Below are 13,623 nucleotides of genomic sequence, written 5' to 3' on the forward strand. Positions count from 1 at the left end.
GGATTCGGGACCTCTCTCTAACGGATCGGCACGGTGGCGGTCACCGTGGCCTGGTCGATGTCGGACGTACGGGCGGTGACCTTCAGCTGCCAGTCCCCGGACGCGGGCAGGTTCACCTCACCCGTGGCGTGGTTGTCGGTCAGCGGCAGCAGCGGAATCTCGATCGGCTCGATACCGGCCGACGGCAGCGCCGCCGTGGCCTTCCACTCCACGACCGGCTGCGGCCGGTTGTCCTTGGTGTACGCGTACAGGTGCAGCGAGTTGTTGCCCCGCTCGGCCGGGTCGAGCTCGACCTGCACGGAGAGGAGCGAGCTGGTGAGGGTGGTGCTGAAGTAGCCGGGGGCGGAGTCGGCCACCTCGCTGGCGGTGCGGGCCGGTGGGGTCTGCACCAGGGTCGCGGAGACGCCGAGCACCACGGCGATGATCGCCAGCTCCGCGACGATCGCCCGGCGGATCCGGCTCGGCCGCTGCTCGGCGACCCGCCGGCGCACGAGCTGCCGGGAGTACGCGGCGACGCCGAGCACGAGCCCGAACAGCCCGATCTTGGCGAGCAGCAGCCGGCCGTAGGTGGTGTCGACGAGAGCGCCGGGTGTGCCCATCTCGATGAGTCCCTGCACCACACCGGCGAGCAGCAGCGCGGAGACCGCCAGCGCGGCCCAGCGGGACCAGATCGGCATGATGGCGCCCAGTTCCCGCTCGTCGGCGCGGGGCAGCAGGAACGCGGCGAGCATCAGTAGGCCGCCCAGCCAGACGGCCATGCTGCCCAGGTGCACGGTGTCGACGACCACGGAGACGGCCGGGGCCGGCGAGGCCGCCGGGTGCCCGGCGAGTGGCCACGTCACGAGCGCGGCCACGCCGAGCACCGTGAGGATGATCGCGTCGGTCCGGCCGACCGGCCCGGCGAACAGCGGGCGGAGCAGGAAGGCGGCCGCCGCCAGCAGGCCGAGCCGGACCAGGTGCGCGGCCCCGAACGTGCTGCCCAGGACGCTGCTCAGCCCCTCACCGGACACGTCGAACAACCCGCCGCCGCCGGTGTAGGGCACCTGCAACCACAGGTCGGCGAGGGTCGCGACGGCGACCATGCCGAGGCCCGTCCACGCCAACCGGGCCGGGCCGCGCCGGTCCAGCCGCCGGGGCCAGAGCGCCGCGAGCACCAGGGCCGGCCCGACCAGCAGCGCGAGGCCGGCGTACCCGAGGTACTTGGCGACCTTCACGGCGTTGTCGACGACCGGGTTGGCGCGTCCGGTGTCGCCGCTGTCCGTGGGAGGCGCCGAGGGGGCGCCGACGGAGTAGGTGAACGCGCCGGACACCGGGTGGCTGTCGGCCGAGATCACCCGGTAGCTGACGAGGTACGTCCCCTGGCCCCCGGCCGGGTCCACCGGGATCCGCACGATCGTGCCGTCGAAGGTCGGCTCACCGCGGTCCGCGCGGGAGCCGTCCGGGGCGATGACGCGGACCTTGTCGGGCACCTTGCGGACCGACTCGCTGAAGGTCAGCACCACCTCCTCCGGTCCGCTCGGCACCACGGCCGAGGCGGCCGGGCTGGAGCTGACCAGCACGGCGTGCGCGCTCGCGGGAGCGGCCGGTGCGATCAGGAGGGCGACGGCGGTGACCAGCAGGCCGGCGGTGGCGCAGAGCCGGGCGAACCAGCGACGAGGGGCGGCAGTCATGCGGATCATGCTCGCCGACCCGAGCGCCCGGCGGCCACCCCGCGGCGGCAGCCCTTCCGTGTCGGCGCCCACCCGCGCCGCGTCGCCGTGACTCATCCGCGCCCCGGCGCCAGCGCCCGCGCCGCCGGCCGGTCGGCGTCCCCGTCGACCCGGCCCAGCGCCCACAGCAGCCCCGCCTGCACGACGGCGGCCAGGTGACCGACCTCGTGCACCAGCGCGGTCGTCGAGTTCGCGATGTCCACCACGCTCGTACCGGCCAGGCACACCGCGAGCACGAACGCGACCGGCACGAACGCGCGGGCCCGTTCCGGCCGCCAGGCGGCCAGCACGAAACCGACCGCCAGCGCCACGTCGAACGAGGCCATCTCCCGGCTGGTGTGCGGGTCGACGCTCACCCCCGTGCCGGCCAGCAGGATCGGCAGGGCGATGGCGAGCTGCGCCACGGCGGCCACCGCCACCGCGACCCGCAGCACCTGCCGCCGGCCGCGCCGCGCCGCCGCCCGGGCCTGCTCGGCGGCCCGCTCCTCGGCGGCCACGGCCGCCAGGACCGGGGCGGTCAGGTCCGGCACCTCCACCGCCTGGAGCCGGACCAGGCGGGTCACCTCCTCGGCGCGGGCCGACCAGGCCCGACACCCCGGGCAACCCAGCAGGTGCGCCTCCAGCACCACCGGCGCCGCCTGCGGATCCTCCCCGTCGAGCCGTGCCGACAGCGCCGCGCGTACGTCGTCGCATGTCATGACGGGGTAGTCGGGCGGGAGGCGCGGAAAGTTCCCACCGTGGTGCGGACCATGGACAGGTCCAACGACCCTCGCGGCCCGCCGCACGCCGCGTACGCTGGTGTGTCGTGATCCCCGCCCCGCGCGACGCCACCACCGGCCGGCCCGAGAGGGCCGGGGCTGGCCGGGATCCGGCCACCGAGTGGGCGCTGGCGGCGCGCGGCGGCGACCCCGCTGCCCAGGCCGCGTTCGTGCGGCTCACGCAGGTGGAGGTGTGGCGCTTCACCGCGGCGTTGGTGGATCCGGACACCGCCGACGACCTGACCCAGGAGACCTACCTGCGGGCGTTCCGGGCGCTGCCGACCTTCGAGGGCCGCTCCAGCGCGCGCACCTGGCTGCTCGGGATCGCCCGCCGGACCTGCGCCGACCACCTGCGCACGGTGGTGCGCCGCCGGCGGCTCGACGCCCGCCTGGCCGTGAACGCGCACACCGACCGGCCGCACCCCGACCCCGCCGGGCAGCTCGGCGCGGCCGACCTGGTACGCCGGCTCCCCGCCGAACGCCGCGGCGCGTTCGTGCTCACCCAGCTGCTCGGCCTCTCCTACGCGGAGGCGGCCGCCGTGGAGGGGGTGCCCGTGGGCACCATCCGCTCCCGGGTGGCGCGGGCGCGCGACGAGTTGATCGAGGCGGTCGGAGACGCCCTCGCCGGGTGACGGCGGAACTTCCGGCGGAGGCGGAACGACTAATGACCGTGACAGCACCGAGCATCCGGGGCCTGCGCTGGCCCGCCGTCCGGCCGTGGCTCGGCACGGCTGCCCGGCTCGGCCTGGCCGCCGTCTGGCTGCTGGCCGGCGCGTCGAAGGTCGACGACCTGGCCGCCTCCGGCCGGGCGGTGAACGCCTACCAGATCCTCCCGTACGACGTGTCGACGGTGGTCGGCGCGGCGCTGCCGTTCGTCGAGCTGGCGCTGGGCGTCCTGCTGCTGCTCGGCCTCGCGACGCGGCTGACGGCGGCCGTCTCGGCAGCCCTGCTGGTGGTCTTCATCGCGGGGATCGCCTCCGCGTGGGCGCGCGGGCTCTCGATCGACTGCGGGTGCTTCGGCAGCGGTGGCCAGCTCGCCGAGGGGCAGGCTCCCAGCTACCTCCCGGAGATCCTCCGGGACCTGGGGTTCCTGGTGCTGGCGGGATTCCTGCTGATCTGGCCGCGTACGCCCGTCTCGGTGGACGGCTGGCTGACGGGCGAACCCGTCGTGGAGGACGAGGATGAGTAGTCGCAAGGGGCAGAAGGGCGCGGCCCGGGTCGTCCGGCAGCAGCTGGCGCGGGAACGGCGGCGCCGGCGCACGCTGTGGGTGTCGGCGGCCGCGGTGGCCGTGCTGGTCATCGCCGGCCTGATCGGCTGGGGTGTGTGGTCCAGCCAGAAGTCGGACGAGTTCACCGCGCCGAAGAACGCCGCCGAGGGAGGCGCCGGTGTGGTGGTCGGCTCCGGCCCGGTGACCGTCGACATCTACGAGGACTTCCTCTGCCCGGTGTGCAAGCAGTTCCAGGACACCAGCGGCGCCACCGTCGACCAGCTGATCAGCGAGGGGAAGATCCGGGTCGTCTACCACCCGGTGGCCTACCTGAACCGCTTCTCCACCACCGAGTACTCCACCCGGTCGTCCGCCGCCTCCGGCTGCGCCGCCGACCAGGGCAGGTTCGCCGAGTACGCCAAGGCGCTCTACGACCGGCAGCCGCCGGAGGGCAGCGCGGGGCTCACCGACGACGAACTGATCGACATCGGCGCCGGCGTCGGGCTGGACCGGGACGCGTTCGGCTCCTGCGTCCGCGACGGCACCTTCAAGCCGTGGACCGAGCACGTGACCGACACCGCCAGCCGCAACAACATCACCGGCACGCCCACCGTGGTCGTCGACGGCCAGCAACTGGCCGACCGCAGCCCCGAGGGCATCCGGGCGGCGGTGGAGGCGGCCGGCAAGTGATCCGCGCACTCCTGGCCCGCGCCGGGCTGGTGGCCGCCGCCGCGGTCACCGCCACGCTCGCCACCGCCGCCCCGGCCGCCGCCCACGGGGCGGACGCGCCCGACGGCACCGACTACCGGACGGTCGTGACCGGGCTCACCCCGGCACGGGACGGGCTGGAGGTGCGGGCCGTCGAGGCGGGCGCCCGGCTCGAACTGACCAACCGCACCGGCCGTCCCGTCGAGGTGATCGGCTACTCCGGTGAGCCGTACCTGCGCGTCGGCCCGGACGCCGTGTACGAGAACACGCGCTCCCCCGCCACCTACCTCAACCGCACCATCGCCGGGGACACCGCCCTGCCGCCGGAGGCCGACCCGGCCGCCGAGCCGTCCTGGCGGCGGGTGGCCGACGGGTCGAGCGTCCGCTGGCACGACCAGCGCGCCCTGTACCGGGAGTCCGCCCCGCCGGCCGCCGTCCGGGCCGCCCCGGACCGGGAGCACCGGGTCCGGGACTGGACGATCCCGCTGCGCGACGGCGGGTCGGAGCCGATGGAGATCCACGGCACCCTCGACTGGGTGCCGCCGCCGGACGCGTACACCTGGTGGGCGGTGTCGATCGTCGGGCTGCTCGCGGTCGGCGCGCTCGGGCTGCTGCCGGCCGCGTCCGTGCCCGGCGGGCGGGCGCTCGCCGGGCTGGGCGGGCTGCTGGTCGTCGGCGGGGCGGCCGGTGTCGCGTACGCCGTGGGTCGGGAGCTGGACGCCGGCGCCGAAGGGCTGGGCGGGGTGCTGCTGGCCCTGCTCACCGGGCAGCTGTGGATGCTGCTGACCGGGCTCGGCGCGATGGCGGCGGGCGCGTACGCGCTGGCCCGCCGGCCCGCCGCCGACTTCGCCGTGGCGCTGGCCGGCGCGTGCCTCGCGCTGTTCGCCGGGGTGGCGAACGCCGCCGTCTTCTCCCGCGCGGTCGCGCCGGCGCCCTGGGCGGCCACCTGGGCGCGGGTGCTGGTCGCGGTCATCCTGATCGTCGGGGTGGGTGGCCTGGCCGCCGGCGCCCTCCGCCTGCACGCCACCCGCACCCAAACCTCCACCCCCGGCACCCCCAAAACCCCCCGCGCCGCGACGCCCTCCCCCGCCTGACCCACCCGCGATCTTGCAGTTCGTGCCCCTGAGATGCGGCATTAGTCGTATTTGCCGGGGCAGAAAGTGCAAGATCGCGGGGAGGCCCCGCGCGGGGGGTTACGCGCGGGTGGTGGCGCGGGGGTTGAAGCCGTACGGGAGTTCCAGGCGGTGCCGCGCCAGCAGGTCGGCGTCGGTGAGCACGTCGACGGTGGGGCCGTCGGCCACGATCCGGCCACCGTCGAGGATCACCGAGCGGTCGCACAGCTCGGCGGCGTACGGCAGGTCGTGGGTAACCATGAGCAGCGTCACGGGCAGCCCGCGGAGGATCTCGGCCAACTCCCGCCGGGAGGCCGGGTCGAGGTTCGACGACGGCTCGTCGAGCACCAGGATCTCCGGGTGCATGGCGAGCACGGTGGCCACCGCCACCCGGCGGCGCTGCCCGAACGACAGGTGGTGCGGGGCGCGGTCCCGGTGCTCCGACATGCCCACCGCGGCGAGCGCCTCGTCGACCCGGGCGGCCAGCTCCGGCCCCCGCAGCCCCAGGTTCGCCGGGCCGAACGCCACGTCCTCGGCGACCGTCGGGAGGAAGAGCTGGTCGTCCGGGTCCTGGAAGACGATGCCCACCCGCCGTCGCACCTCACCGAGGGTCGCCCGGTCCGGCGTGACGGTCAGCCCGCCGACGCTCACCGTCCCCTCGGTCGGGGTGAGGATGCCGTTGAGGTGCAGCACCAGCGTGGTCTTGCCCGCCCCGTTCGGCCCGAGCAGGGCCACCCGCCCACCGCGCGGCACGGTGAGGTCCACCCCGTGCAGGGCCACGTGCCCGTCGGGGTACGCGTAGCGGACCCCACGGACGTCCAGGCTGGGTGTCGTCGGCTGCACGTCCCCGATCATGTCAGGACGACGGCGGTGGCGGCGATGGCGGCCGCCACCACGGGAACGGTGGCCGCGACGAGCCACTGCCCGGTCGTGGCCGCGCCCGCGCCCTGCCACACGGCCGGCATCCGCCCGGTGTAGCCGCGCGAGAGCATCGCGAGGTACACCCGCTCGCCGCGCTCGAAGGCGCGGAGGAAGAGCGCGCCGATGCCGGCCGCGAAGCCGCGCAGCTGCCAGAGGAAGCGCGGGTCGTCACCCCGCGAGATCCGCGCCACCCGCATCCGCCGCGCCTCGCCGATCAGCACGTCGAGGTAGCGCAGCATGAACGTGGCGATCTGGGTGAGCACCTGGGGGCAGCGCAACCGGTCCAGGCCGACGATCAGGTCGCGGCTGGTGGTGGTCGCGGCGAGCAGCAGCGAGGCGAGGACGCCGAGCGTGCCCTTGGCCAGGATGTTCCAGCTGCCGTACAGCCCCTCGACGGACAGGTGCAGCCCCGCGACGGCGACCCGCTCCCCCGTGCCCAGGAACGGCAGCGCCACCGCGAAGAGCACGAACGGCAGTTCGATCATCGCCCGGCGGAGCAGCCAGCCCGGACCGACCCGGGCCAGCGCCGCGACCGCCGCCACCAGCAGCGCGTACCCCCCGAAGGCCCAGAACGCCTCCCGCGGGGTGGCCACCACCGCGACGGTGAAGACCACCATCGCCACGATCTTGACCTCGGGCGGCAGCCGGTGCACCGGCGAGGCGCTCTCGCGGTACAGCACGTGCCCGTGACCAGCTCCCACCGCCGTCAGCTCCGGGTCGCCGGGCCGCCGGCCGCCGACGCCGCGTCGGGCGTCGCACCCGCCGTGCCGGCGCCCGCGGTCGTGGCGGCGTCCGTCGTCGCGCCGCCACCCGCCGTCGCCGCGGCGCCCCGGCGGCGGAGCAGCCAGAAGGCGCCGGCGCCCACGGCGAAGGTCAGCAGCACGCCGAGCACCCCGGAGAGCCCGGTGGAGAGGAAGGCGTTGTCGATCCCGCGTACGCCGTAGTCGGCCAGCGGGCTGTCGGCCAGCTCGTGGTCCTTGGCCTGCTGGGCGGGGCAGCTGCCGCCGGTGATGTTGTGGTCGGCGTCGACCGTGCAGCCCTTGAGCAGGGAGGAGTCCAGCCCGTCCGGGTGGGAGGAGGCGTAGTTGCTCACCACCCCGGCGAGCAGCAGGGCGACCAGCAGGCCGCCGACGACGAACGCCCAGGGACGCTTGTTCACCGGACACCTCCGACGGCCGGGACGGCGGGCGCGGCGGCGGGCCGCAGCCCGCGCAGCGCGTAGACGAGGTCGGGACGCACCTTGGCGACGGTGACGACCGTGGTAGCGGTGATCAGACCCTCACCGATGCCGATCAGCAGGTGGGCGCCGGCCATGGTGCCGGCCAGGCCCACCAGGTTGCCGCCGAGGTCCGCGGTGCCGCCCAGCCAGTACTGCACGACGAAGCCCTGTGCGGCCACCAGCACGCTGAGCACGGAGGACACGAAGGCGGTCACCGCGAGGCCCGCGGGCGTACGGGGCAGCACGCGCAGCAGCAGGGCGATGAGCAGGTACGCCGCCGCGGTGCCGAGCAGCGCCATGTTGGTGATGTTCAGCCCGAGCATGGCCACGCCGCCGTCGCCGAAGACGAGGGCCTGCACGACGAGCACCACGGCGACGCAGAGCGCGCCGACCCAGGGGCCGACCAGCAGCGCGGCCAGCGCGCCGCCGAGCAGGTGGCCGCTCACCCCGGCCGTGAAGATCGGGAAGTTGAGCATCTGCACGGCGAAGATGAACGCCGCGACGAGTCCGGCCATCGGGGCGAGCCGGTCGTCCAGGTCCCGCCGGCCGCGCAGCACGCAGAGAGTCAGGGCGGCCAGGGCGAGCGCCGCGAAGACCGCGGCCACGGGACCGTTGATGATCCCGTTCGAGATGTGCATCGCAAGGGTTTCCACGCGACCTCCCAGAGCGGCGGGCTCGTCCTCGCCGGCGGCATCAGACTATTTCCCGTGCCTTTTAGTTGCCAAGGGTTGGCAACAAGGCATGCGCTTGATCACGGCGCCGGCGCGGCCGGGTTCGCCGGCGACCGGACGCCCGCGCCCGGCGGTAGGGTCGGGGCCATGACCGACCGCCTCGCCCCGGGTGACCCGGCGCCCGACTTCACCCTCCCCACCGACACCGGCGACACGCTCTCCCTGGCGGACCTGCGCGGCCGCCGGGTGATCCTCTACGCCTACCCAGCCGCCATGACCCCCGGCTGCACGAAGCAGGCCTGCGACTTCCGCGACTCCCTCGCCTCGCTGCAGGCCGCCGGTTACGAGGTGGTGGGCATCTCCCCCGACAAGCCGGAGAAGCTGGCCAAGTTCCGCGAGCGCGACGCCATCACCTTCCCGCTCGTCTCCGACACCGACAAGTCGGTGCTGACCGCCTACGGCGCGTACGGCGAGAAGCAGCTCTACGGCAAGACGGTGACCGGGGTGATCCGCTCCACGTTCGTCATCGACCCGGACGGCAAGATCGAGCGGGCGCTCTACAACGTCAAGGCCACCGGGCACGTCGCCAAGCTCCGCCGCGACCTCGGCCTCGACTGAGCCCGGGCGCTCCCTGGGCCGAGGCCGGACTCCGTCCGGCGGTGCGCGGCACCTAGACTCAGCAGCGCACGCGGGAGTGGCGTAACGGCAGCCGCGGTAGGTTTAGGTCCTATTGTCCGAAAGGACGTGGGGGTTCGAATCCCCCCTCCCGCACCAGCGCGCGATGTCGCCCGCGTCACGATCATGGCCGCGCCCCGGGCGCGGCCGTCAGGATGGCGGACGTGACCCTGCGCTTCGTCCTCGACCCCGAGCTGACCCCGGACCTGCGCGAGCGGATCGTCGCGCTCTGGGTCGACGTCAGCAACGCCGGCGGCGCCGTCGGCTTCGTGCCGCCGGTGACCGCCGCCGACGTCCGCACCATCGCCGACCCGACGTTCGCCGCGATCGCCGAGGGGCCGGACCGGCTGCTGCTGGGCTACGCCGGTGACCGGCTCGTCGCCGCGCTGGTCTTCGCCGACAACCGGTTCGCCCTCAAGGCGCACTGGTGCGTGCTGAAGCGGGTGATGGTCCACCCCGACACGCAGGGCAACGGGTACGGGCTGGCGCTGATGCGCGAGGCCGAACGGATCGGCCGCGAGATGGGTCTGTCCGCGCTGCACGTGACCCTGCGCGACGGACTCGGCCTCGACCGGTTCTACCGCCGGCTCGGCTACCGGGAGATCGGGCGGCTGCCCGGCGCGCTGCGGGTGGCCCCGGGCGACGACCGGGACGAGGTGCTCATGTGGCTCGACCTCACCCCGGAGCACGCCTAGCCGCCCGCTCCTCCTGACAGAATCAGGCGGCGGAGGACGTCGACGGAGGGCCGGGAGGCGGCACATGCCGGACAGCGAACTCGAGGCGGAGCTGCTGGACGCGGAGCGCGGGCTCCAGGCCGCGCAACGCGCCGGCGACGTCGCCGCGCTCGACGACCTGCTCGACGACCACCTGATCGCCGTCGGCCCGGACGGCGGGAGGTACGCGAAGCAGGACGACCTGGCGGCCCACCGCGACCGGACGTCGGTGATCGACGAGCTGGTCGAGGAGCAGCTGGAACTGCTCGTGGAGGGTGGCACCGGGGTGACGTTCCTCGTGGCCCGGGTGGCGGGCAGGTTCGGCGGGTCCCCCTTCGCGGCGCGGCTGCGGTACACCCGCACGTGGATCCACGACGACGACCGCGGCTGGCGGATCCTCGCGGCGCACATCAGCCCGGCCTGACACCGCCGTCGCAGGCGGCGGCGCCCGACAGCCACGACCAGGCGCGGCAACTACGACCGGGGCGCCGGACCGGCACGCCGGCGCAGGAGGCCGGCGGCTATCTCGCTGAGCGACTCCAACGGCTCCGCGAGCGCCGGCCGGCGGCGTAGCTCGTCCTCGAGGCGTACCCGCCACCGGCCGACCTCGAGGAGGCCGGACTGCGGGTCCACCGCCCCGCGCAACCGCTCACGCGTCTGGTCGAGGTCCGCCTGGCAGGAGACGCCGAGCAGGTCACCGACCTCGGCGCTGAGCCACCCGTACAGGTCGTCGTCGCGGACCGATCCGACGAACACCCGGGCCGCGTTCCACGCCACCCGGGGCTGGTGGAGCACTCTCATCACGCCACCTCCGGGACCATCATCGATCCGCCGGTCCGGGCCGGACAAGGGGACCGTCGGCCGGCACGACCACCGCGTCACCGACGGCCAGCGGGCCGGTGTCCAGGGGAACGAGGTGGAGTCCGAAGAGGAGCTTCTGCCGGACGTTGCGGTGACGGCCGAGCGTGCGCAGCGGTTCGCGGCCGCGTACCCCGGTCTCCTGGTCGGTGGTGGTCACCACGCAGCGGTCGCACGCTCCGGCGGCGCGCATCCGCACACCGCCGACGCGCAGCGGCCGGCCCACCCAGCCGTCCTCGGCCCACGCGGGAGCGCCCTCCACGACCAGGTTGGGTCGGAAGCGGTCCATCGGCACCGCGTCCTCGCCCGCCTCCGCGAGCCGGTCGTTGAGCGCCGCCAGCGACGCCGCGTTCGTCAGGAGCAGCGGGTACGCGTCCGCGAAGGCGACCTGGTCGCCGGTGTCGTGTTCCCGCTCGTCGGCGGCGAGGTGGCGGGTGGGCTCGGCGAGGAACACCAGCCGGACCGGCCGGCCGAGCAGCGCACCGAGCCACCGGTCGGCGGCCGGCCCGGCGGGCAGCGCCGGCACCGGCAGCTTCCGGCTGCGGAAGGTGCGCACCCGCACCGGCTCGCCGCCGACCGGCTCCGGCACGTCCAGGTCGGGTCGCCCGGCGGCGCGCAGCACGAGACCGCCGTCGCGGGTCGTGGCGTGCAGGGCGACCAGCCGGCTGGTCTCCCGCTGGGTGACGCCGACACCGTCGGCGTCCACCACCATCCAGCGCCGGTCGCCGGCCAGACCCCACGGCAGCACGTGCGCGCCGTCGTGGTCGAGCCGATGGCACCCCTTGACGGGGTACGTGTGGATCGCGCTCAGCCGCATCCGCTCACCATGCCACCCCGATGCCGTCGCCCGGGTACCAGTGGTTGGCCGGGGTCTCCCGGTAGGCGAGGAAGCGCCGGCCGGTGCGTTCGGCGTGCTCGGCGAGGACGTTGGTGGCGGTGACGTTGTCGGTGAGCAGGATCGCGCCGGGGGCCAGCTTGGCCTCCACCGCCGCGAACTCGCGCTTCTCGTGCACCCGGCTGTGGTCGCTGTCGTGCAGGAAGAGGTCGACCGGCCGGTCGAGCGCGCCGATCGAGGCGATCGAGTCGCCGATCACCAGGTCGACGACCTCGGACCAGGGCGCGACCCGGGCCAGGTATCCGGCCTCGGGGTTGATGTCGAGCGAGGTGAGCCGCCCCGGGTGCCCCTCCTGCGCGTTGCGCAGCAGCGCCGCGGCCAGGACGCAGCTGCCGAGTCCCTTGTCCACTCCGGTCTCCACCACGTGGGCCGGGCGGGTGGCGCGGACGAAGGCGTACCAGCCGATCCGGCGCGCGTAGCGGACCTGCCGGTCGGCGAGGCCCCGGCGGGCGGCGCCCGCGGTCGCCTGCTCGATGTGCCGCCGCAGCGCGTCGTCCGACTCGATCTCGGCGAAGTAGCCGCGCACCTGCTTCACGGGCAGGTCGCAGACGACGCTGACGAACCACGCCAGGTGGTGACGGCTGAGCTTCGTCAGGTCGTACGTGTAGTTGTGGTGCTCGCGGGAGGTGACCAGCCACCGGGCCGACGTGCGCAGCACCTTCGCGTCGTGGCGGGCGACCCGGGCCAGGCGCTTGGGGAAGGCGGCCACGGGTGCGAGCGGGGTGCGGGCGATGGCCCGCCGGAGCTTCGTTGCGTCCACGGCTGCGTTCATACCAGGTGATGATGACCAATGGCTGGGAAGTTCGTCCGGCGCGGACGGAAGGACATCGACCCGGGCGGTCACCGATCGTGACCGGACGAGGGGTACGCGAGCCGGGATCGGACTCAGTAGCATCGCGCCATGCGCCATCGCCAGGAGTACGCCGAGCCCGCGACCCAGATCCTCGAGGGGCTGCCGACACCGGACCCGGCCGGACCGGAGGAGTCGCGCCCTCGGCGCCGCCGGTGGCGGAAGGTCCTCCTCATCAGCTTCATCGTGGTGGCGCTGCTCGGCGGCGCCGCCCTGGTCGGCGGTGGCCTCTACGTCCGCTCGATCAACTCGGGCATCGAACGGGTGGACGCGTTCGACGGCGTTCCGGAGGAGTCCCGCCCGCAGGCGGTCGCCACCGGCGCCATGAACGTCATGATCCTGGGCAGTGACTCCCGCGACCCGGAGGGGACGCAGGGCTCCCGCACCGACACCATCATCCTGGCCCACCTGCCGAAGGACCGGTCCAGCGCACAGCTGATCTCGATTCCCCGGGACACGTGGGTGTCGGTGCCGAAGTCGAAGGACGGCAGCCGCGGCGGGCGGGACGCGAAGATCAACGCAGCGTACGCGTGGGGTGGCGTGCCGCTGATGGTCCAGACGGTCGAGAAGTTCACCGGGGTGCGGGTCGACCATGTCGCGATCATCGACTTCGCGGGCTTCAAGGAGATCATCGACGCGCTGGGCGGCATCGAGGTCGACGTGGAGAAGAACTTCACCTCGATCCACCCGCCGTACCGCAACTTCAAGCGCGGTCCGCAGACGATGGACGGCGCGGCCGCCCTGGACTACTCGCGGCAGCGCAAGCAGTTCGCCGACGGCGACTTCGCCCGGATCCGCCACCAGCAGCAGGTCATCAAGGCGATCCTCGACAAGGCGGCCTCCGGCGGCCTGCTCACCAACCCCGGCAAGCTGAACTCGTTCATCCAGGCCACCTCGAGCGCCGTCTCCGTCGACAAGGACATGTCGCTGCTCGACATGGCCAACCAGATGCGCGGGGTCCGCGGCAGCAACCTGACGTTCATCACGAGCCCGACCAAGGGGACCGGGCGCGTGGGTTCGGAGAGTGTCGTGTTCGCCGACAGCGGGGGTGCCAAGACGTTCTACGACGCCGTCCGGCGTGACGCGGTCCCGGAGATCCTGAGCGCCGCTAAGTAGGAAACTTGACTGTCTGAACGGCTCTGGCGGGGCAGAGTACCCGGTCGTATCCTTCGGTCGCCCGGACGCCATGACGTGCCGTCCGCGGCACTCACGGGGGAGGACCGACCATGTCAGGCCAATCGGCGATCAGTGATCCGGCTGCCGTGGCTCCGCGCCACATCGACGAGCGGTCGGATCTGGAGGCACCGGACGAGCGAACGGCCGATC

Annotated in this window: 17 protein-coding genes and 1 tRNA gene; 9 read left to right on the forward strand and 9 right to left on the reverse strand. The window is 74.1% G+C overall.

Annotated features, from left to right (window positions below; translation table 11 throughout):
- Positions 1-17 precede the first annotated feature (17 nt).
- Both OG994_RS18740 and OG994_RS18745 read right to left on the reverse strand, forming a co-directional pair.
- Positions 18-1,670, reverse strand: coding sequence for a copper resistance CopC/CopD family protein (locus OG994_RS18740; RefSeq protein WP_328850456.1), 1,653 nt, complete (start codon positions 1,668-1,670; stop codon positions 18-20).
- Positions 1,671-1,762: 92 nt separating this feature from the next.
- Positions 1,763-2,407, reverse strand: a complete 645-nt coding sequence (locus tag OG994_RS18745; protein ID WP_328850457.1) for a zf-HC2 domain-containing protein — start codon at positions 2,405-2,407, stop codon at positions 1,763-1,765.
- Between the two features lie 107 nt (positions 2,408-2,514).
- Here OG994_RS18745 and OG994_RS18750 point away from each other — a divergent pair, with 107 nt between their 5' ends.
- From OG994_RS18750 to OG994_RS18765, 4 genes are read left to right on the forward strand one after another with little or no spacing between them, the layout of a single operon-like run.
- On the forward strand, positions 2,515-3,099 hold the full coding sequence (locus OG994_RS18750) for a sigma-70 family RNA polymerase sigma factor (protein WP_120331903.1): 585 nt from the start codon (positions 2,515-2,517) through the stop codon (positions 3,097-3,099).
- A 32-nt stretch (positions 3,100-3,131) separates the two neighbouring features.
- A complete protein-coding gene (locus OG994_RS18755; RefSeq protein WP_120331904.1) occupies positions 3,132-3,656 on the forward strand; it encodes a MauE/DoxX family redox-associated membrane protein in 525 nt (174 codons plus the stop codon).
- Positions 3,649-4,365 carry a DsbA family protein gene (locus OG994_RS18760; RefSeq protein WP_120331905.1) on the forward strand — a complete coding sequence of 239 codons (717 nt, stop codon included), beginning with the start codon at positions 3,649-3,651 and terminating at the stop codon, positions 4,363-4,365. Before OG994_RS18755 ends, OG994_RS18760 begins: the two co-directional genes overlap by 8 nt.
- Entirely contained in the window at positions 4,362-5,477 is a 1,116-nt protein-coding gene (locus tag OG994_RS18765) for a hypothetical protein (RefSeq protein WP_328850458.1), read from the forward strand. The genes OG994_RS18760 and OG994_RS18765 overlap by 4 nt, the downstream gene beginning before the upstream one ends.
- 99 nt (positions 5,478-5,576) lie before the next feature.
- On the opposite strand, the gene OG994_RS18770 is transcribed toward OG994_RS18765, so the two are convergent.
- The 4 genes from OG994_RS18770 to OG994_RS18785 are packed head-to-tail and all read right to left on the reverse strand — an operon-like array spanning position 5,577 to position 8,288.
- Positions 5,577-6,350 carry an energy-coupling factor ABC transporter ATP-binding protein gene (locus tag OG994_RS18770; RefSeq protein ID WP_120331906.1) on the reverse strand — a complete coding sequence of 258 codons (774 nt, stop codon included), beginning with the start codon at positions 6,348-6,350 and terminating at the stop codon, positions 5,577-5,579.
- Positions 6,347-7,117, reverse strand: a complete 771-nt coding sequence (gene cbiQ, locus OG994_RS18775) for a cobalt ECF transporter T component CbiQ (protein ID WP_328850460.1) — start codon at positions 7,115-7,117, stop codon at positions 6,347-6,349. The genes OG994_RS18770 and cbiQ overlap by 4 nt, the downstream gene beginning before the upstream one ends.
- 5 nt (positions 7,118-7,122) lie before the next feature.
- Positions 7,123-7,575, reverse strand: coding sequence for a PDGLE domain-containing protein (locus tag OG994_RS18780; protein ID WP_328850462.1), 453 nt, complete (start codon positions 7,573-7,575; stop codon positions 7,123-7,125).
- On the reverse strand, positions 7,572-8,288 hold the full coding sequence (locus tag OG994_RS18785; RefSeq protein ID WP_328850463.1) for an energy-coupling factor ABC transporter permease: 717 nt from the start codon (positions 8,286-8,288) through the stop codon (positions 7,572-7,574). Before OG994_RS18785 ends, OG994_RS18780 begins: the two co-directional genes overlap by 4 nt.
- Positions 8,289-8,453: 165 nt before the next feature.
- Here OG994_RS18785 and bcp point away from each other — a divergent pair, with 165 nt between their 5' ends.
- From bcp to OG994_RS18805, 4 genes are all read left to right on the forward strand, one after another.
- Positions 8,454-8,924: a thioredoxin-dependent thiol peroxidase gene (bcp, locus tag OG994_RS18790; protein WP_328850464.1), complete on the forward strand. Its 471-nt coding sequence runs from the start codon at positions 8,454-8,456 to the stop codon at positions 8,922-8,924.
- Between the two features lie 70 nt (positions 8,925-8,994).
- A tRNA-Leu gene (locus OG994_RS18795) sits at positions 8,995-9,080 on the forward strand.
- 65 nt (positions 9,081-9,145) lie between these two features.
- Positions 9,146-9,676, forward strand: a complete 531-nt coding sequence (locus tag OG994_RS18800; protein ID WP_192902305.1) for a GNAT family N-acetyltransferase — start codon at positions 9,146-9,148, stop codon at positions 9,674-9,676.
- Positions 9,677-9,740: 64 nt separating this feature from the next.
- A complete protein-coding gene (locus OG994_RS18805; RefSeq protein WP_328850465.1) occupies positions 9,741-10,118 on the forward strand; it encodes a nuclear transport factor 2 family protein in 378 nt (125 codons plus the stop codon).
- Between the two features lie 50 nt (positions 10,119-10,168).
- On the opposite strand, the gene OG994_RS18810 is transcribed toward OG994_RS18805, so the two are convergent.
- The 3 genes from OG994_RS18810 to OG994_RS18820 are packed head-to-tail and all read right to left on the reverse strand — an operon-like array spanning position 10,169 to position 12,207.
- Positions 10,169-10,495, reverse strand: coding sequence for a hypothetical protein (locus OG994_RS18810; protein WP_328850466.1), 327 nt, complete (start codon positions 10,493-10,495; stop codon positions 10,169-10,171).
- A 19-nt stretch (positions 10,496-10,514) separates the two neighbouring features.
- Positions 10,515-11,369: an MOSC domain-containing protein gene (locus tag OG994_RS18815; RefSeq protein ID WP_120331912.1), complete on the reverse strand. Its 855-nt coding sequence runs from the start codon at positions 11,367-11,369 to the stop codon at positions 10,515-10,517.
- 4 nt (positions 11,370-11,373) lie between these two features.
- Positions 11,374-12,207, reverse strand: coding sequence for an O-methyltransferase (locus OG994_RS18820; protein WP_120331932.1), 834 nt, complete (start codon positions 12,205-12,207; stop codon positions 11,374-11,376).
- Between the two features lie 141 nt (positions 12,208-12,348).
- Here OG994_RS18820 and OG994_RS18825 point away from each other — a divergent pair, with 141 nt between their 5' ends.
- Positions 12,349-13,413, forward strand: coding sequence for an LCP family protein (locus OG994_RS18825; protein WP_328850467.1), 1,065 nt, complete (start codon positions 12,349-12,351; stop codon positions 13,411-13,413).
- Positions 13,414-13,623 lie beyond the last annotated feature (210 nt).

The sequence above is a fragment of the Micromonospora globbae genome, from assembly GCF_036184225.1.
In the GTDB taxonomy this organism is placed as follows: Bacteria; Actinomycetota; Actinomycetes; order Mycobacteriales; family Micromonosporaceae; genus Micromonospora; species Micromonospora globbae.